The sequence below is a fragment of the Pseudoalteromonas sp. '520P1 No. 423' genome, assembly GCF_001269985.1.
Taxonomy (GTDB): domain Bacteria; phylum Pseudomonadota; class Gammaproteobacteria; order Enterobacterales; family Alteromonadaceae; genus Pseudoalteromonas.
In genome coordinates this window covers 1,081,646-1,100,868 of sequence record NZ_BBZB01000001.1, presented here as the reverse complement: position 1 = coordinate 1,100,868, position 19,223 = coordinate 1,081,646, and the positions used below count along the sequence as shown (strand labels likewise).

Below are 19,223 nucleotides of genomic sequence, written 5' to 3'. Positions count from 1 at the left end.
GAATTAATTATCTTCATTTTATTTATATTCTAGACCTATTTAAATTTACTATTTTATTGACTTAATGACTCTTTTCTATTGAAATGGTTATATAAATTATTAATTAAATAATTAGCGATATAATGTTATTAAACTCCCCCTTAATTAGAAAATTAGTCCACTTAGGTGTACTTGATTTTGAAAAAATAAGTAAAGCTGAAAATACTGAAAATTTATCAGTGGCTGAGCTCATTTGTAGGGAGTCGAGTTTAACCGCACCAGAACTTGCTCAACGTGCATCCCAATTATTTCATGCTCCTCTTCTAGATTTAACTGATTTTGATAATACTCTTTTACCTGATGAAAAAATCCTTAATGAAAAGCTTATAAAAAAACATCATGTATTACCTATATCAATAAAAGGTAAAACCCTGTATTTAGCAACCAGTGACCCTACTAACTTTGATGCCTTTGAAGATTACGAATTTAATACAGGTATGCAGAGCGAAGTAATAGTTGTTAGCTACGATCAACTTGAACTTGCTATAGAATCTTTATTTGATACCACATCAGCATTAGAGCTCACAGATGCGCAAATGGCTGAGCTCAGTGGAGAATCCCCTGATGGTGATAAAAATAGCGCATTATCTACCGATGTAAACAATAAAGAAGATGATGCGCCTATTATTGTTTATATAAATAAAATATTAATGGATGCAATTAAACGAGGTGCATCAGATTTACATTTTGAACCTTATGAGCATATGTACCGGATTCGTTTTCGTATAGATGGTGTTTTGCATGAAATAGCTAACCCTCCTATTGGGTTAGAGAGTAGAATATCAGCTCGCATAAAAGTTATGTCGCAAATGGACTTAGCTGAAAAACGCAAACCGCAAGATGGCCGTATTAAATTAAAAATAAATAAAAAGAAAAGTATCGATTTCCGTGTTAGTACCCTACCGACTTTATGGGGTGAAAAAGTTGTAATGCGTATTCTTGATTCATCTAGTGCCATGTTAGGTATTGATGTATTAGGTTACGAAAAAGAGCAAAAGGAATTATATCTCGCTGCTTTAGCTCAACCGCAAGGCATGATTTTAGTCACAGGTCCTACTGGTTCAGGTAAAACAGTATCTCTTTATACTGGTTTAAATATACTAAACAAACCAGAACGTAATATTTCAACAGCCGAAGATCCTGTAGAAATAAATTTAGTGGGCGTAAATCAAGTACAAATAAACGTACGTGCAGATATGACCTTTGCTAATGCATTACGTGCTTTCTTACGTCAAGATCCTGATATAGTTATGGTGGGTGAAATTCGTGACCTTGAAACCGCCGAGATATCTATTAAAGCAGCACAAACTGGTCACCTTGTATTATCTACCTTACATACAAATTCAGCCCCTGAAACATTAACGCGGTTAATGAACATGGGTGTACCGAGTTATAATATCGCCAGCTCAGTGACTTTAATTATAGCCCAGCGATTAGCTCGCAGGTTATGCCACCATTGTAAAGAGCCGGAAACTTTACCTAAAGAAGAACTTATTCGTTTAGGTTACCTTGAAGATGATATCCCTAATTTAAAGCTTTTCAAAGGCGTTGGTTGTGAACACTGTACTGAAGGCTACAAAGGCCGCGTTGGTATATATGAAGTGATGCCTATTACGCCTGCAATAGCACAAATTATTATGAGAAATGGTAACTCATTAGAGATTGCAGAAGCCGCTGAAAAAGAAGGTATTAATAACTTAAGAAAGTCAGGCTTAAAAAAAGCAGCAAGCGGCGTAACCAGCTTAGTTGAAATAAACCGCGTAACGAGTTTTTAATAAAGATAAAGTATAGCTAATATTACCAAAGCTATATTATAGAGTATTGTGTGATATAAAATTATGGTCATTCCCGAAGTGTTTTATCGGGAATCTTTCTAAAACTTGACTTAGAACCTTAAAATAGGATCTCCGATAAAACACTTCGGAGATGACTGATGTTACATTAATGCTTACAGCCAATTTTTATTTACATACTTATTATTGAAGTTATTAAAATATAATACAACTTCAATCAGCTAAGAACTTAAATAAAATAACTATAAAGAGCTAATACAAAGAGCTAAATTATGGCCACTAAAAAAGCAAAAGTAGTAGAGCAGGATATATACCAATGGATAGGTGTAAATAACCGAGGTAAAAAACTCGAAGGAGAAATGAGCGAAGATAGTCTTGCTCGTGTAAAAGCAAAACTACGCCAACAAGGAATTACTCCCTCAAAAGTAAAGAAAAAAGCTAAACCGTTATTTGGACTTTCAAGCACTCCTAAAATTACAGCTAAAGATATTGCTTTATTAACACGACAAATAGCGACTATGTTGCTTGCTGGTGTACCATTAGTACAAGCTATAGATATGATAGGTAGTGGCGCAGATAATAAGTCAGTTAAAAAGTTAACGGTAAATATTGGATCAGAAATTAAATCAGGGCTTCCGTTAAGTGATACTTTAAGAAAGCATCCTCTATATTTTGATGATTTGTATTGCGATTTAGTTGAGTCAGGGGAAACCTCAGGAGCATTAGATCGTATTTTTGATAGAGTTGCTATATATAAAGAAAAAACAGAAGCTTTAAAATCTAAAATTAAAAAAGCGATGTTTTATCCAATAGCAGTAATGGTTGTTGCAGGCATAGTTACTTCAATACTTCTAATTTTTGTTGTACCACAATTTCAAGATATTTTTGCTGGTTTTGGTGCTGATCTGCCAGCATTTACTCAATTTGTAATTGGTATATCTGAATTTATGCAAGAATATTGGTGGGTTGCGCTAGCTGGTATGTGGGCCGGAGGTTATGCATATAAACATGCCCACCGAAATAGTAAAAAGGTAAGAGACAATACAGATAAAGCAATCCTCAAACTCCCCATTATTGGAACTATTTTAAACAAAGCAGCTGTTGCTCGCTATGCGCGTACACTTTCTACTACTTTTGCTGCAGGCGTACCTTTAGTTGATGCTTTAGATTCTGCGGCAGGTGCATCAGGTAATGCAGTGTATAGAGATGCTATATTAGAAATAAAAGCAGAGGTAAGTTCTGGTAACCAAATGAACTATGCTATGCGAAACTCAAATATCTTCACTTCAATGGTAATTCAAATGGTCGCTATTGGTGAAGAATCTGGATCACTTGACAGTATGCTTGATAAAGTTGCCAATATTTATGAAAGTGAGGTGGATGATGCCGTAGATGGCTTATCTAGCTTATTAGAACCTCTGATTATGGCCGTTTTAGGTGTATTAGTGGGTGGTTTAATTATTGCTATGTATTTACCGATATTCCAATTAGGAGCTGTAGTTGGTTAATTTATTTCAAGATATTATTATTACTTTTACTGAAAGCCCTGTATTTTTTCTATTAACTATAGCCTTGACCAGCTTATGCATTGGCAGTTTTTTAAATGTAGTAATTTATCGTTTGCCAGTAATGATGCAAAACGAATGGAATCATGAATGTAAATTATTATTATCCGATGATTTAAAGCAACCATATGAACAAGGCCAAGCTACAGAATTTAACTTAGCTACACCGGCTTCAACTTGCCCTAAATGTAAAAGTAAAATTAAAGCTTGGCAAAATATACCAGTTTTCAGCTGGTTATTTTTAAAAGGTAAGTGCGGTAGTTGCGATAACTCAATATCTATTCGATATCCTAGTATTGAATTACTTACAGCAATTGCAAGTGTTGCCATTGCGCATTATTTTGGCCCTACAGCATTAGGCTTATCCTATTTAATAGTTACTTGGTGTTTAGTAGCACTCATATTCATTGATATTGATCACATGTTATTACCAGATCAAATCACCCTACCTTTACTTTGGTTAGCGCTACTTGCATCAGTATTAGGTTTTACCATGATAGAACCTGCGCAGGCCATTATAGGAGCTGCTGTTGGCTATTTATGTTTTTGGTCTGTTTACTGGGTATTTAAACTGGTAACTGGTAAGGAAGGCATGGGTTATGGTGACTTTAAATTAATGGCAGTATTTGGTGCTTTATTAGGATGGCAATCTTTACCTATGATCATTCTATTATCTAGTTTAGTTGGCGCTGTAATTGGCATTACGCTATTAAGTATTCAAGGCAAGGATAAAGCGACACCAATTCCGTTTGGACCTTATATTGCGATTGCTGGCTGGATTGCCATGATTTGGGGTGAACAAATTACATCTGCTTATTACCAATTTGCTTTAGGACATTAATTATCTCTCAAACAATTATTGGTTTAACCGGTGGCATAGGCTCAGGTAAATCAGCCATCAGCAATAAGTTTGAACAATTAGGCATTAATATAGTTGATGCCGATATTGTAGCGCGTGAAGTGGTTGCTGTAGGCTCTGATGGTCTAAATGAAATTAGTAACCACTTCGGTGCTGACATTCTCAATGCTGATAAAACCCTTAACCGAGCTAAGTTACGTGAAATAATTTTTAAAGATGAGTATCAAAAGGCTTGGTTGAATAATTTACTTCATCCAATGATCCGTGAGCAAATAGTTTACCAGTTAAATCAAGCTACAAGTCATTATGTTATTTTAGTCGCACCATTATTATTTGAAAATAATTTGAATAAACTATGTGATCGCAGTTTATTAATTGATGTGCCCGTTGACACTCAAATTCAAAGAACAACCTCAAGAGACAATGTAAGCATAGAACAAGTTAGAAATATTATTGCTTCTCAAATGTCTCGAGAAGATAAATTAAATATTGCAGATGATGTATTAGATAATTCATTGCCCTTAGAACATGCATTTGAAAAAGTCGATGAGTTACATCAATATTATATTACTTTAAAAAATTAGCCCAAAGCTAAGCCGCTTTATGATTTCCTTTCAAACTTTTATGAAGACTCTTTATTTATATTAAAAGTACACTGATGCTAACCCTACATTTGAACATAATGGAAAATTTAATACATTTCATTTAGGTTGGGCTTTAGCCTAACAGCTTTAAATTCAAGTTTTGGGGCTTTGCAAGGCTGAAGCCTCACCTACAAAAAAGACACCATCTAAAATTTAATGTTAACCCTACATTTGAACATAATGGAAAATCTAATACATTTCATCTAGGTTGGGCTTTAGCCTAACAGCTTTAAATTCCAGATTTTGGGCTTTGCAAAGCTGAAGCCTCACCTACAAAAAAGACACCATTTAAAATTGAATGCTAACCCTACATTTGAACATAATGGAAAATCTAATACATTTCATCTAGTTTGGGCTTTAGCCTAACAGCTTTAAATTCCAGTGTTTGGGCTTTGCAAGGCTGAAGCCTCACCTACAAAAAAGACACCATTTAAAATTGAATGCTAACCCTACATTTGAACAGAATGGAAAATCTAATACATTTCATGTAGGTTGGGCTTTAGCCTAACAGCTTTAAATTCCAGTGTTTGGGCTTTGCAAGGCTGAAGCCTCACCTACAAAAAAGACACCATTTAAAATTGAATGCTAACCCTACATTTGAACAGAATATTTAAATTTAATACATTTCATGTAGGTTGGGCTTTGGCCTAACAGCTTTAAATTCCAGTGTTTGGGCTTTGCAAGGCTGAAGCCTCACCTACAAAACTACTATCTAAAATTTGATGCTAACCCTACATTTGAACAGAATGTTTAAATTTAATACATTTCATGTGGGTTGGGCTTTAGCCTAACTGCTTTAAATTCCAGTGTTTGGGCTTTGCAAGGCTGAAGCCTCACCTACAAAAAAGACACCATTTAAAATTGAATGCTAACCCTACATTTGAACATAATGGAAAATCTAATACATTTCATCTAGGTTGGGCTTTAGCCTAACTGCTTTAAATTCCAGTTTTGGGGCTTTGCAAAGCTGAAGCCTCACCTACAAAAAAGACACCATTTAAAATTGAGTGCTAACCCTACATTTGAACATAATGGAAAACTTAATACATTTCATCTAGGTTGGGCTTTAGCCTAACGGCTTTAAATTCCAGTGTTTGGGCTTTGCAAGGCTGAAGCCTCAACTACAAAAAAGACACCACCTAAAATTTAATGTTAACCCTACATTTGAACAGAATGTTTAAATTTAATACATTTCATCTAGGTTGGGCTTTAGCCTAACAGCTTTAAATTCCAGTTTTTGGGCTTTGCAAGGCTGAAGCCTCACCTACAAAAAAGACACCATTTAAAATTTAATGCTAACCCTACATTTGAACAAAATATTTAAATTTAATACATTTCATGTAGGTTGGGCTTTAGCCTAACAGCTTTAAATTCCAGTTTTTGGGCTTTGCAAGGCTGAAGCCTCACCTACAAAAAAGACACCACCTAAAATTTGATGATAATGCCAATCACATTAAATTCATAAACACCACAAAGCAAAAAAGCCGATACATATCTGTATCGGCTTTCTTATGATTATGAGAGTGGAGCCTGATGTATTGGCATCTTTAGACTGAATAATATTAGACTCTAAAACGCGAAAATCCCAACTCAATGAGTTAGGCTTTTTACTGAAATTATGAGGGTAAGCCTGGCGATGCCAGCTAACACAATATTTTTAAATTATAAAAAGCAAAAAAGCCGATACATTTCTGTATCGGCTTTCTTTAATTAGGAGCCTGGCGATGTCCTACTTTCACATGGGAAACCCCACACTATCATCGGCGCTGTTTCGTTTCACTTCTGAGTTCGGCATGGGATCAGGTGGGTCCAAAACGCTATTGTCACCAAGCAAAATTTGTCTGGAACAATTTTCAACGCACTTTAGTGCGGCCCGCTAGGGTAAATTACATGGATGTAATTTATAAAATTATTCCTAATTCGCTTTGTTCTTGTTCTTTAATAAATTCGGTCTGCTGATACAGATATCGTAAAAGTATTCTACTTTAGTTAACACTAACTTCTTGCTTGTTTCTATCACACACAAAACCACTTTGGCGTTGTATGGTTAAGCCTCACGGGTAATTAGTACAAGTTAGCTCAAGGCCTCACAACCCTTACACACCTTGCCTATCAACGTTGTAGTCTCCAACGGCCCTTCAGAGTGCTTATAGCACTAGTGAGAAATCATCTCGAGGCCTGCTTCGCGCTTAGATGCTTTCAGCGCTTATCAGTTCCGAACGTAGCTACCGGGCAATGCCATTGGCATGACAACCCGAACACCAGCGGTTCGTTCACTCCGGTCCTCTCGTACTAGGAGCAACCCCTCTCAATTCTCAAACGCCCACGGCAGATAGGGACCGAACTGTCTCACGACGTTCTAAACCCAGCTCGCGTACCACTTTAAATGGCGAACAGCCATACCCTTGGGACCGACTTCAGCCCCAGGATGTGATGAGCCGACATCGAGGTGCCAAACACCGCCGTCGATATGAACTCTTGGGCGGTATCAGCCTGTTATCCCCGGAGTACCTTTTATCCGTTGAGCGATGGCCCTTCCATTCAGAACCACCGGATCACTATGACCTACTTTCGTACCTGCTCGACGTGTCTGTCTCGCAGTTAAGCTTGCTTCTACCATTACACTAACCGTACGATGTCCGACCGTACTTAGCAAACCTTCGTGCTCCTCCGTTACTCTTTGGGAGGAGACCGCCCCAGTCAAACTACCCACCAGGCACTGTCCGCAATCCCGCTTAGGGACCTACGTTAGAACATCAAAACTACAAGGGTGGTATTTCAAGGTTGACTCCATAACATCTAGCGACGCTACTTCAAAGTCTCCCACCTATCCTACACATGTAGGTTCAATGTTCAGTGCCAAGCTGTAGTAAAGGTTCACGGGGTCTTTCCGTCTAGCCGCGGGTACACAGCATCTTCACTGCGATTTCAATTTCACTGAGTCTCGGGTGGAGACAGCGTGGCCATGGTTACACCATTCGTGCAGGTCGGAACTTACCCGACAAGGAATTTCGCTACCTTAGGACCGTTATAGTTACGGCCGCCGTTTACCGGGGCTTCGATCAAGAGCTTCTCCGAAGATAACCCCATCAATTAACCTTCCGGCACCGGGCAGGTGTCACACCGTATACGTCATCTTTCGATTTTGCACAGTGCTGTGTTTTTAATAAACAGTCCCAGCCACCTAGTTTCTGAGACCAACTTCAGCTCCACACGTAAAGTGCTTCACCTAATGTTGGCGTACCTTCTCCCGAAGTTACGGTACAATTTTGCCTAGTTCCTTCACCCGAGTTCTCTCAAGCGCCTTAGTATTCTCTACCTGACCACCTGTGTCGGTTTGGGGTACGATTCATTATGAACTGAAGCTTAGAGGCTTTTCCTGGAAGTATGGCACCAACAACTTCATCACCGTAGTGACTCGTCTCGTGTCTCAGCCTTAATGACAACCCGGATTTACCTAAGTCATCAGCCTACGCACTTTCACATGGACAACCAACGCCATGCTTGTTTAGCCTGCTCCGTCCCCCCTTCGCATTCATAATAAGTACGGGAATATTAACCCGTTTCCCATCGACTACGCCTTTCGGCCTCGCCTTAGGAGTCGACTCACCCTACCCTGATTAACATGGGATAGGAACCCTTGGTCTTCCGGCGTGGGGGTTTTTCACCCCCATTATCGTTACTCATGTCAGCATTCGCACTTCTGATACCTCCAGCATACCTCCCGGTACACCTTCAACGGCTTACAGAACGCTCCCCTACCCCGCATACAAAGTACGCAGGCGCATCTTCGGTGGTATGTTTAGCCCCGTTACATCTTCCGCGCAGACCGACTCGACCAGTGAGCTATTACGCTTTCTTTAAAGGATGGCTGCTTCTAAGCCAACCTCCTGGCTGTCTGGGCCTTTCCACATCGTTTCCCACTTAACATACACTTTGGGACCTTAGATGGCGCTCTGGGTTGTTTCCCTCTTCACGACGGACGTTAGCACCCGCCGTGTGTCTCCCGGATATTACTTAACGGTATTCGGAGTTTGCATGGGGTTGGTAAGTCGGGATGACCCCCTAGCCCAAACAGTGCTCTACCCCCGTCAGTATTCATCCGAGGCTCTACCTAAATAGATTTCGGGGAGAACCAGCTATCTCCCGGTTTGATTAGCCTTTCACTCCTAGCCACAAGTCATCCCCTCACTTTTCAACGTAAGTGGGTTCGGTCCTCCAGTTGATGTTACTCAACCTTCAACCTGCCCATGGCTAGATCACCGGGTTTCGGGTCTATACCCTGCAACTAGTCGCCCAGTTAAGACTCGGTTTCCCTACGGCTCCCCTATTCGGTTAACCTCGCTACAAAATATAAGTCGCTGACCCATTATACAAAAGGTACGCAGTCACAAAGCAAAGCTTTGCTCCTACTGCTTGTACGTACACGGTTTCAGGTTCTATTTCACTCCCCTCACAGGGGTTCTTTTCGCCTTTCCCTCACGGTACTGGTTCACTATCGGTCAGTTGGGAGTATTTAGCCTTGGAGGATGGTCCCCCCATATTCAGTCAGGATATCACGTGTCCCGACCTACTCGATTTCACTTTATATAAGTTTTCGTATACAGGACTATCACCTTGTATCGTTGCACTTTCCAGAGCATTCTACTAACTACAATAAAGCTTAAGGGCTGTTTCGATTTCGCTCGCCGCTACTTTCGAAATCTCGGTTGATTTCTGTTCCTACGGGTACTTAGATGTTTCAGTTCTCCGCGTTCGCCTCGTTAACCTATGTATTCAGTTAACGATACCTATAAATAGGTGGGTTTCCCCATTCGGAAATCTAAGTCTCAAGTGCTTTTTACTAGCTCGACTTAGCTTATCGCAAGTTAATACGTCCTTCATCGCCTCCAACTGCCAAGGCATCCACCGTGTACGCTTATTCACTTAACCATACAACCCAAAATAGTCTTACAACTAAAATGCGCTGTATTATTTCGTGACAGTTAACTTCGCCAGAAGTTAATGTTTTGAATACTAAAGTAGACGCCAATCATTAATTACTTATAAATAAGTAAACAATAAATTGGCATGAATGCATCACCATATAACATGGCTATCATTCGTTTCTTTTACTTTTTGAAAACTCTTAATAAATGTTTAATAAACATTTATTAGAATTTTTATATCAGCTTTCCAAATTTTTAAAGAGCACATAAATAATTCATTCCAAAGAACAAACTATTTAATAATCATCTGTGTGGACACTGGCATGCAAACCAGTTCTTTCGTATAAGGAGGTGATCCAGCCCCAGGTTCCCCTAGGGCTACCTTGTTACGACTTCACCCCAGTCATGAATCACTCCGTGGTGACCGTCCTCTGCAAGCAGTTAGACTAGCCACTTCTGGAGCAACCCACTCCCATGGTGTGACGGGCGGTGTGTACAAGGCCCGGGAACGTATTCACCGCGGCATTCTGATCCGCGATTACTAGCGATTCCGACTTCATGGAGTCGAGTTGCAGACTCCAATCCGGACTACGACAGGCTTTAAGTGATTCGCTTACCCTCGCGAGCTCGCAGCACTCTGTACCTGCCATTGTAGCACGTGTGTAGCCCTACACGTAAGGGCCATGATGACTTGACGTCGTCCCCACCTTCCTCCGGTTTATCACCGGCAGTCTCCCTAGAGTTCTCAGCATTACCTGCTAGCAACTAAGGATAGGGGTTGCGCTCGTTGCGGGACTTAACCCAACATCTCACAACACGAGCTGACGACAGCCATGCAGCACCTGTCTCAGAGTTCCCGAAGGCACGAAACTATCTCTAGTAACTTCTCTGGATGTCAAGTGTAGGTAAGGTTCTTCGCGTTGCATCGAATTAAACCACATGCTCCACCGCTTGTGCGGGCCCCCGTCAATTCATTTGAGTTTTAACCTTGCGGCCGTACTCCCCAGGCGGTCTACTTAATGCGTTAGCTTTGGAAAAGTCATCCGAAGATTCCAGCTCCTAGTAGACATCGTTTACGGCGTGGACTACCGGGGTATCTAATCCCGTTTGCTCCCCACGCTTTCGTACATGAGCGTCAGTATTGACCCAGGTGGCTGCCTTCGCCATCGGTATTCCTTCAGATCTCTACGCATTTCACCGCTACACCTGAAATTCTACCACCCTCTATCATACTCTAGTCTGCCAGTTCGAAATGCAGTTCCCAGGTTGAGCCCGGGGCTTTCACATCTCGCTTAACAAACCGCCTGCGTACGCTTTACGCCCAGTAATTCCGATTAACGCTTGCACCCCTCGTATTACCGCGGCTGCTGGCACGAAGTTAGCCGGTGCTTCTTCTGCGAGTAACGTCACAGCTATAGTCTATTAAACTATAACCTTTCCTCCTCGCTGAAAGTGCTTTACAACCCTAGGGCCTTCTTCACACACGCGGCATGGCTGCATCAGGCTTGCGCCCATTGTGCAATATTCCCCACTGCTGCCTCCCGTAGGAGTCTGGACCGTGTCTCAGTTCCAGTGTGGCTGATCATCCTCTCAAACCAGCTAGGGATCGTTGCCTTGGTGAGCCTTTACCTCAACCAACTAGCTAATCCCACTTGGGCTAATCTTTAGGCGTGAGGCCCGAAGGTCCCCCACTTTGGTCCGTAGACATCATGCGGTATTAGCAGTCGTTTCCAACTGTTGTCCCCCACCTAAAGGCATATTCCCAAGCATTACTCACCCGTCCGCCGCTCGTCAGCAGATAGCAAGCTATCTCTGTTACCGCTCGACTTGCATGTGTTAGGCCTGCCGCCAGCGTTCAATCTGAGCCATGATCAAACTCTTCAATTAAAAAGTTTTTTGTCTTTGTCTATAAAATAGATGAGACAGCTCAATGAATTCTGTTTTTGATATTAAATTTAACAAAGTTAAACTTAACGTCGCATATGACTGTGTAGTCACTCGCTCTTTCCTAAAAGGATTAACTGAACAGATTTTAATGAGACTCTAATTTTGTGTCACTTCGAAAAGTGACTTTAGAACTCAATCTGCAAGAGTGCCCACACAGATGATTACTTATTGTTAAAGAACGTTGCTTTGAAGCTGAGCTTCTAAGCGGAGGTGCATAATACACCTTAAAAATTTTGAGTCAATGGTTAATTTAAAATTAATTTTTTAACTTTAAATCTGATTCAAACTTTTTGGAGATAAATCTCCTTCCAACATCATTCGATATCGCTACATCCCTTTTAGAATGTTGCTTGCCGTCTGTGTCGGTGGAGGCGCAGTATAGGCATTTTTAAATTCTGCGCAAGTGTTTTTTTGAGAAAAATTGATTTAAATGACTATTCGTTTATATTTCGAACGAAACAGCCTAAAACGAGATGTTTTCATGCTTACAATAGAGGCAAAGCTTCACTTCTTGATACCCAAAACACTGCTTTAATCAATTTATAAAAACGTATTTGATAATTTGTAGGCTTCTTCTACCGCTATTGCATGACGCTGCGCTAATAAATGCTCATTTTTATCATAGCCACCACCTATTACAGTGGCCACTGGTATCTTTAATTCTAAGCAACGTTTTAGTACATAATTATCTCTAGCACGAATTCCCGATAAACTAACATTTAATAAACCGAGCGGATCATCTATGAATACATCAACGCCGGCATCATAAATAATAAAGTCTGGTTTACTTATAGCTACAGCCTTTTCAAAACCATCAGCCATTATTTGTAAGTACTCATCAGTTTGGGTATCTCTTGGTATATTTATGTCTAAATCACTTTGGGCTTTTCTAGCAGGAAAGTTTTTTTCACAATGCACTGAACAAGTAAATACTTTATCGTTATTCTCTAAAATTCGCGCAGTACCATCTCCTTGATGAACATCTACATCAAATATTAAAACCTTTTTTACCTTTCCTTGTGTAATAAGCGTATTTGCGGAAATTGCTAAGTCGTTCAAAATACAAAAACCAGATGCAAAATCATAATGTGCATGATGCGTGCCACCAGCTAGATGACATGCAATGCCATTTTTTAATGCTAATTGGCAAGCTAAGGTAGTACCTACGGGTGAAATAAGTGTTCTACGCAATAAACCTTCACTCCAAGGCAGGCCCATTCTACGTATTTCTTTATCTGTAAGTTGATTAGTTATAAATCTATTTAAATAGTCAGGGCAATGCGCGTTTTGCAGTAATTCTATTTTTGCACTGCCAGGTCTAACTGTATTTGAAGCTGTCGCTATGCCCTGCTCTTTTAAATATTGATGTAAGAGTTTAAATTTTTGCATCGGAAAACGATGCTTTTGGGGAAAGTCATAACTATATTCAGGGTGGGTAACTAAGGCTAAAGACATTTTAAACTTAAAAGATGCAAAAAATGTCATGATACTGTTGGTTATGTATAAGCGCAAATGTGAGTACTAGAGCAAGTAGTTACTTATCACCAAAAATAATTACTTCTTTTGATTCTAGCCATAATGGATATTCTTTCATTACTTTAGAAAACAATGCACTTTGTAAGTAGCTATTAAGCCAAGCTCTCATTTTTGGATAAGGTGATTGTAAATACCACTTGCGTTCAACTCTCGCAAATTTTCTAATAAAGGATATTAATGCAATATCCGCTAAACTTTCATTTTCTGATATTAAAAAGGCATGTTTAGTTAATCTTTGCTCTAAATCGCTTATATATACCTCACAATCTTGGCGATACTGTTCAACATTGTCGTCATGATAACGCTTTGCTGCGCTGTATTTATCAAAAGCGGCTTTAAAACCGATATCAAAACTCTCTATCAATTTTAACATTAAAGGTAAAGCTTCTTCATTATTACTATGCAAAAGATCATTTGGATCATTTTTATTTAAAGCCCAAAGCATCACCTCTAAACTTTGATCTATTATTAATGAGGGTGAAACAACTAATGTAGGCACTTCCCCTTTTGGGGATGCAGCTATCATTTCATCTGGTTTATTACTTAAAACGATATCTCGTAAAATAACTTGCTGTTTAGATTTAAAAATACCAAACCTAGCACGCATCGCGTAAGGGCAATTTCTTAATGAATAAAGTATTGGTAAATCAGTAGGTTCTTTCATTTTAGGTTTTGGTTTGGCTTTATATGTAGTAATAATACACTTTAATTATGTTCATAGTACAAAGATGTATGTAAAATCCCCTCCTTTAAATTTAACAGATACAAGTTGTAAATATGAATCCTAACATTGAATTATTAGCGCCTGGTGGCGATGTTGATGCCATAAAAGCAGCGATTATAGCTGGTGCCGATGCCGTTTATTGCGGTTTAGATACCTTTAATGCCCGTAATCGTGCATCTAATATTTCTTTTGATGAACTCATTGGGATCATACGACTTGCACATCAATATGAGTGTCAGATCTTTTTAACACTTAACATTGTTATTCTTGAAAGAGAATTTAAAGCGCTCACAAAATTATTAAATAAATTAGTAAATACCACATTAGATGGTGTAATTGTTCAAGATTTGGGTATGTTTAATCTGCTTACTAAACATTTCCCTACGTTAGATATTCATGCTTCAACACAGTTAACAACACATAATGCTGGCCAAATTCCATTTTTGAAAAAGTTAGGTGCATCACGTGTTAACTTATCTAGAGAGTTAAATTTAAGAGAAATTACCGCATTAACCGCTGTTGGTCGTAAGCATGACACTTTAACTGAAGTATTTGTGCATGGTTCTTTATGTGTGGCTTTCTCTGGATTATGTTACTCAACATCTGCAAGTGTAGGTAATTCAGGTAACCGTGGTCGTTGTAGCCAAGCTTGTAGAGAAGAATACGAAACAACCGAGTCAGGTAACAACTTTCCGTTAAACATAAAAGACAACTCAGCATTTTTTGATTTACCTGCATTGATCGAAGCTGGCGTACATTCTTTTAAAGTTGAAGGGCGTATTAAAGGTTCAAGTTACGTACATACAGTAATTGATAGCTTTAGAAAACAAATTGATGGTTTTTTAAAAACGGGCGAATTATTAGAAGATGGCGAACGTTTATATAAAGTATTTAATCGCGATTTTACAAACTCATTCTTAAAAGGTGATTTAAACCAATCAATGTTTATTGATAACCCACGTGATAACTCAAAAGATCACGCTATCAATAAAAGTAATGCCATTTCAGTGGTGCAAATTTTTGATGCCAAGCAAGAACTTCATCAAGAAAAAAGCATTATTAATGCCACTGTAGATGACAAAATAAAACATCTGAGTATTGAAAAAGTACCGCTTACCTTAAGCTTTTCGGGTAAACAAGGTACACCATTAACTTTAACAGTAACAACTGAAGGTTTTTCAGTAGAGCAACAAACTTATGTTGTTATATCTGACTCTGAATTAAGACAAAGCGATAAAGTTAATTTTGATGCTGAGTTATTAGAGCACAGATTTAAAAGCCTAAATAATGCAGGCTACAACTTACAACCTATTAATACGGATGAATTAGAGTCAGATTTATGCATTACTTATAAAGAGTTAACGCAAATTAAAAATAAAGTATCTGCTTTATTAAATGAATCTCAAGAAATTGTAGCTGAAGTCGCATTACCAAAATTAGTTAACCATGAAAAAACAGAGTCAGGTACTAAATTATCAATTTTAATTTGTGATGAAGCAGATGTAAAATTAGCAGATACGACTGATGCAGATATTTATTTCAAACTACCAGATGCTTACAAACGCGGCTGCACTAAATACATCGACTTTTTAAAGCAAAATCCAAGGTTAATTCCTTGGTTCCCTTCTGTATTAATTGGGAAAGATTACGATGTAGCGCTTAATATCCTACAACAAGTAAAACCTGAACTTATTGTAACTAACAATACAGGCATCGCTTATGAAGCGCATAAGCTAGGTATAAAATGGATAGCTGGTCCATTTTTAAATATCACAAATTCATATGCCCTAATGGCAATGAAAGAAACCTTTGATTGTAGCGGTGCGTTTATTTCAAACGAAATAAACCGCCAACAAATACAAAACATTGCGCGTCCTGAAAACTTTAAAATGATGTACAGTATTTATCATCCAATTCTATTAATGGTAAGCAGGCAGTGTTTCTTCCAACAAAGTGTTGGTTGTGAAAAGCCACGTATTGATAATGGCTGTATGTTGTCGTGTGATAAATCTACCAGCATTACTAACTTAAAAGGTGACTCTTTTGCCATTGATAAGCAAAAAGCCGGTTACCCTAGTATTTATAATCAAGATCAGTTCTTAAATATGGAGATCATTAATGATCTTTCTCACTTATTTGATAACTTTATGATTGATTTAACTAATATCGGTGCTGGTGATAAAACATCACCAGATAAAGAAGATCTGATAAAACAGTTTGAATTATTGCTTGAAGGTAAAACTGAAGCTGAGCAATCGTTGAACCATTTAGTAGAACAAAGAACTAACGTGCAGTACCACAACGGTTTGTAATACCATAAATAGTCTAAACCAAAAAGAGCCTATCAATTAAGATAGGCTCTTTATATACCCAAACCACTCCAAGATGCAGAATTCAGTTGGCGTTAGAAACGCTTTAGACAAGGCATTGATTGCAGATAATGGTCATTCCCTTTTCAAAATCAATAACGCAGTATAAAGCGTTTCTAAACCAACCCTGCGGGGACATCTGAAACTCGCATCTTGAAGTGGCTTGGGTATAAATTAACCATCATTTCTAATAACCATACTCCCTGCTAACATATCGTGCCAGCCTCGTTTTTTTTCATCAAATAAAGCCCAGATAAAACCTAAACCAAATGGAATAGCAGAAATAATATAACCGACATATCTAATAATTGATTGGCCGATAGATAAGTTATTACCCGTTTTGGCATCAACCACTTTGGCATTTAATAACATTTTACCTGGTGTAGCTGCTTTATGAACCCAAAACATCACAACTAGCAATAAAGGTAATAGCTCGTTATACACTATACCGTTAAAACTCCATTCATTTTGATTCGCTAGCCAGTCTGAATCACCATAAAAAACTGCAAAAAATACAGCTAAAATCAAACTTAGTAGAATGCTGTCTATTATGATTGCTGCAAATCTACGGGTAAAACTCGTAAGTTCAACCGTTATAATATTTTTGTATTCTCTATTTTGTGAATATTCATAATTTGAACTTGTCATAATTACATCCTCTTCTCAATATGCACAAAAACCTAATTTGGCATAATAAACCTAACTAAAATGAGTAGGCTTTATTTTTCTGATGTAATAAGTATCTAGCAATTTAACTTGTAGAAATTAAATTAATGACAAACGGTAAATTGAGATGATAGAAGCACATTATGAGAGTTAACAAGTAAAAATAAAGAACATGCTTTTAATAAAAAACAATGATATAAAAAAGTATAATAAGAACTATAACCGCCAAAAATGAATTTATTTCACAAAACATATATATCACGTATATCCATTATCACATTATTATGTAGCATTATTTTATTTAGTTCATCATCTCAAGCTCAAACTATTGATGAGTCATTAAACTTAATTGAGAAATACTATTTTAAAAACATACAATCTGCAGAAGCTGAAATACAAAAAATAGAACCTGAATTTAATAATATATCAAACAAGAATAAACTACGTTTAATCGTAATAAAGCTCAGTATTGCTGCAAATCAACAAAATCACTTTCAACTACTGCAAATCAAAAACCGCCTACCTGCACTATTACAATCATTCGGTAATAATAAAGAGATATGGCTGTCATTACTCTCACTTAAAGTCGACCTCTCTTTAGGTAACTCACCGAAGTTTTTAGAACAATTACAAGCATTAGAGGCTGAAATAGAATCACATAATAATGCCTATTTAAGCGCAGTATTTAATCGTGCTTTATATTATGAATTTATTCGTAACAATATTATTGATGTTGCTTTAGATATTGCTATTAAAAACAAAAAGCAATGGCTGAAACAAGAACAATATTATCCGGCTTTAGAAATGCAATATAACATTACGAATCTCCGTGTCACTATGATGATGGATGCTAGTTCTGAAGCACTTATCAATAAGCTTGAAACTGAAGTACTCAAACTTGAAGCAGATTTATATTACCCCTTAATTACTGAACTAAAAGCTATTTGGTATACAAGAAATGGCAATGCACAAAAAGCTTATGAGATAGTTGAGCAAGCACTAAAAGATCAAAACCTAAAATTATCCGATAATGGCAGAATCAACCTAACATCATCATTAGCCTCTATTAGCTATCAACTAAAAAACTACGCTCAAACAATATCTTTATTAAAGGAGCTATTAGAACACCCCAATCTAAAAAATATTCAAAAAATAAAACAAATTAAGCTCACCTTAGCAAAAGCCCTCATAGAATCAGGGCAGCATGAAAAAGCGCAAAACATTATTCTAGAAATTGAGAAAAACATAAAAGATATCAGTACTTATGCACAGTTTGAAATAGACAATATGAAAATTGATATTTTATATAAAAGTAAAAATATTGATGAGCTGTATCACACAACAAAAAACATGATAAAAAACATTACAGCCCCTGAATCTCAAAGCCATATGGAAAGACGTGTCGCACGAGCAGAAAATGCAGCCCATGTTGAAGAGCAAACAAAGGTAGTTTATGCGCTTGAAAAAAATAACCAATCACAGCAAAAAGAGTTAAATTTAACCAAACAACTCATAGATGCAAAAGATAAATACCTATTGATACTGTCTAGTTTTTGCATTGTATTAATTGCTCTATTTATATGGCTAATATATTTACTTAAAAAGGTTAAAAAATTAGCAAATACCGATGGACTAACACAAATTAGCAATCGTAGATTTGGTATCCAGCAAGCACAAAAAATACATAATAAATTTTTCAAATCTAGTGCTAATAATACAATGGCAATTGCTATGATGGATCTTGATCACTTTAAAAGTATAAATGATGCTTATGGCCATGACATTGGTGATGAAGTGATTAAAGCGAGTGTAAACATTGCTTTATCACAATTAAGTAAAAATGATGTTTTTTGTCGGATGGGCGGTGAAGAGTTTTTATTTGCAATCAAAGGTGCAAGTAAAACGGAGATAATAAATAAGCTTGATCTAATTAGGGAAAAGCTATATCAATTTGACACTCTCCCTTTAGGTATGTCTAAGCCTATTAGCGCCAGTTTTGGTATCTCTATCATTAGTAAAAACGACAATCTTAAAATATCAGATCATATCACTCAGTCAGATACTGCACTTTATGATGCCAAAAATTCAGGTAGAAACAAAGTGAGTCTATTCTCTATCGATGAGCCTACTCATAATAAATAGGAAGACAATAA

At 37.7% G+C, this 19,223-nt stretch carries 9 protein-coding genes and 3 rRNA genes; 6 read left to right on the top strand and 6 right to left on the bottom strand.

Going from position 1 to position 19,223, the window contains the following annotated elements; all coding sequences use genetic code 11:
* Positions 1–122 precede the first annotated feature (122 nt).
* The 4 genes from pilB (at position 123) to coaE (ending at position 4,840) form a co-directional block, all read left to right on the top strand.
* On the top strand, positions 123–1,814 hold the full coding sequence (pilB, locus tag PSA_RS05015; protein ID WP_042147246.1) for a type IV-A pilus assembly ATPase PilB: 1,692 nt from the start codon (positions 123–125) through the stop codon (positions 1,812–1,814).
* Positions 1,815–2,104: 290 nt separating this feature from the next.
* Positions 2,105–3,340, top strand: coding sequence for a type II secretion system F family protein (locus PSA_RS05010; RefSeq protein WP_042147241.1), 1,236 nt, complete (start codon positions 2,105–2,107; stop codon positions 3,338–3,340).
* A complete protein-coding gene (locus tag PSA_RS05005; RefSeq protein WP_042147238.1) occupies positions 3,333–4,238 on the top strand; it encodes an A24 family peptidase in 906 nt (301 codons plus the stop codon). The genes PSA_RS05010 and PSA_RS05005 overlap by 8 nt, the downstream gene beginning before the upstream one ends.
* Before the next feature lie 2 nt (positions 4,239–4,240).
* The gene (coaE, locus tag PSA_RS05000; RefSeq protein ID WP_042147235.1) at positions 4,241–4,840 is read left to right on the top strand and encodes a dephospho-CoA kinase; all 600 of its coding nucleotides are present in this window, start codon (positions 4,241–4,243) and stop codon (positions 4,838–4,840) included.
* A 1,776-nt stretch (positions 4,841–6,616) separates the two neighbouring features.
* Here the strand turns inward: coaE and rrf are convergent.
* The 5 genes from rrf to PSA_RS04975 all read right to left on the bottom strand — a co-directional run bounded on the left by rrf (position 6,617) and on the right by PSA_RS04975 (position 13,975).
* Positions 6,617–6,731: ribosomal RNA gene (rrf, locus tag PSA_RS04995) — 5S ribosomal RNA — on the bottom strand.
* A 212-nt stretch (positions 6,732–6,943) separates the two neighbouring features.
* Positions 6,944–9,832, bottom strand: a 23S ribosomal RNA gene (locus tag PSA_RS04990).
* A 340-nt stretch (positions 9,833–10,172) separates the two neighbouring features.
* Positions 10,173–11,715: ribosomal RNA gene (locus PSA_RS04985) — 16S ribosomal RNA — on the bottom strand.
* The 16S, 23S and 5S rRNA genes sit together here, the layout of an rRNA operon.
* 600 nt (positions 11,716–12,315) lie before the next feature.
* On the bottom strand, positions 12,316–13,230 hold the full coding sequence (locus PSA_RS04980) for a histone deacetylase (RefSeq protein WP_042153204.1): 915 nt from the start codon (positions 13,228–13,230) through the stop codon (positions 12,316–12,318).
* Positions 13,231–13,309: 79 nt separating this feature from the next.
* Positions 13,310–13,975 carry a glutathione S-transferase gene (locus PSA_RS04975; RefSeq protein WP_042153196.1) on the bottom strand — a complete coding sequence of 222 codons (666 nt, stop codon included), beginning with the start codon at positions 13,973–13,975 and terminating at the stop codon, positions 13,310–13,312.
* A gap of 113 nt (positions 13,976–14,088) precedes the next feature.
* On the opposite strand from PSA_RS04975, the gene PSA_RS04970 reads away from it, so the two are divergent.
* Complete coding sequence (locus tag PSA_RS04970) at positions 14,089–16,347, top strand: peptidase U32 family protein (RefSeq protein ID WP_042153200.1); 2,259 nt, start codon at positions 14,089–14,091, stop codon at positions 16,345–16,347.
* A gap of 231 nt (positions 16,348–16,578) precedes the next feature.
* Here the strand turns inward: PSA_RS04970 and PSA_RS04965 are convergent, their stop codons facing one another.
* Positions 16,579–17,052: an RDD family protein gene (locus tag PSA_RS04965; RefSeq protein ID WP_082305629.1), complete on the bottom strand. Its 474-nt coding sequence runs from the start codon at positions 17,050–17,052 to the stop codon at positions 16,579–16,581.
* Positions 17,053–17,301: 249 nt separating this feature from the next.
* Between PSA_RS04965 and PSA_RS04960 the strand changes: the two genes are divergently transcribed.
* Positions 17,302–19,212, top strand: coding sequence for a GGDEF domain-containing protein (locus tag PSA_RS04960; RefSeq protein WP_042153211.1), 1,911 nt, complete (start codon positions 17,302–17,304; stop codon positions 19,210–19,212).
* The last annotated feature ends 11 nt before the right edge of the window (positions 19,213–19,223 follow it).

Excerpts from the sequence above, each read along its gene's own strand:
- PSA_RS04970 (WP_042153200.1), top strand. The coding sequence starts at position 14,089 with ATGAATCCTAACATTGAATTATTAGCGCCTGGTGGCGATGTTGATGCC.
- PSA_RS04965 (WP_082305629.1), bottom strand. The coding sequence starts at position 17,052 with ATGACAAGTTCAAATTATGAATATTCACAAAATAGAGAATACAAAAAT.
- pilB (WP_042147246.1), top strand. The coding sequence starts at position 123 with ATGTTATTAAACTCCCCCTTAATTAGAAAATTAGTCCACTTAGGTGTA.
- PSA_RS05010 (WP_042147241.1), top strand. The coding sequence starts at position 2,105 with ATGGCCACTAAAAAAGCAAAAGTAGTAGAGCAGGATATATACCAATGG.
- PSA_RS04975 (WP_042153196.1), bottom strand. The coding sequence starts at position 13,975 with ATGAAAGAACCTACTGATTTACCAATACTTTATTCATTAAGAAATTGC.
- PSA_RS04980 (WP_042153204.1), bottom strand. The coding sequence starts at position 13,230 with ATGTCTTTAGCCTTAGTTACCCACCCTGAATATAGTTATGACTTTCCC.
- PSA_RS04960 (WP_042153211.1), top strand. The coding sequence starts at position 17,302 with ATGAATTTATTTCACAAAACATATATATCACGTATATCCATTATCACA.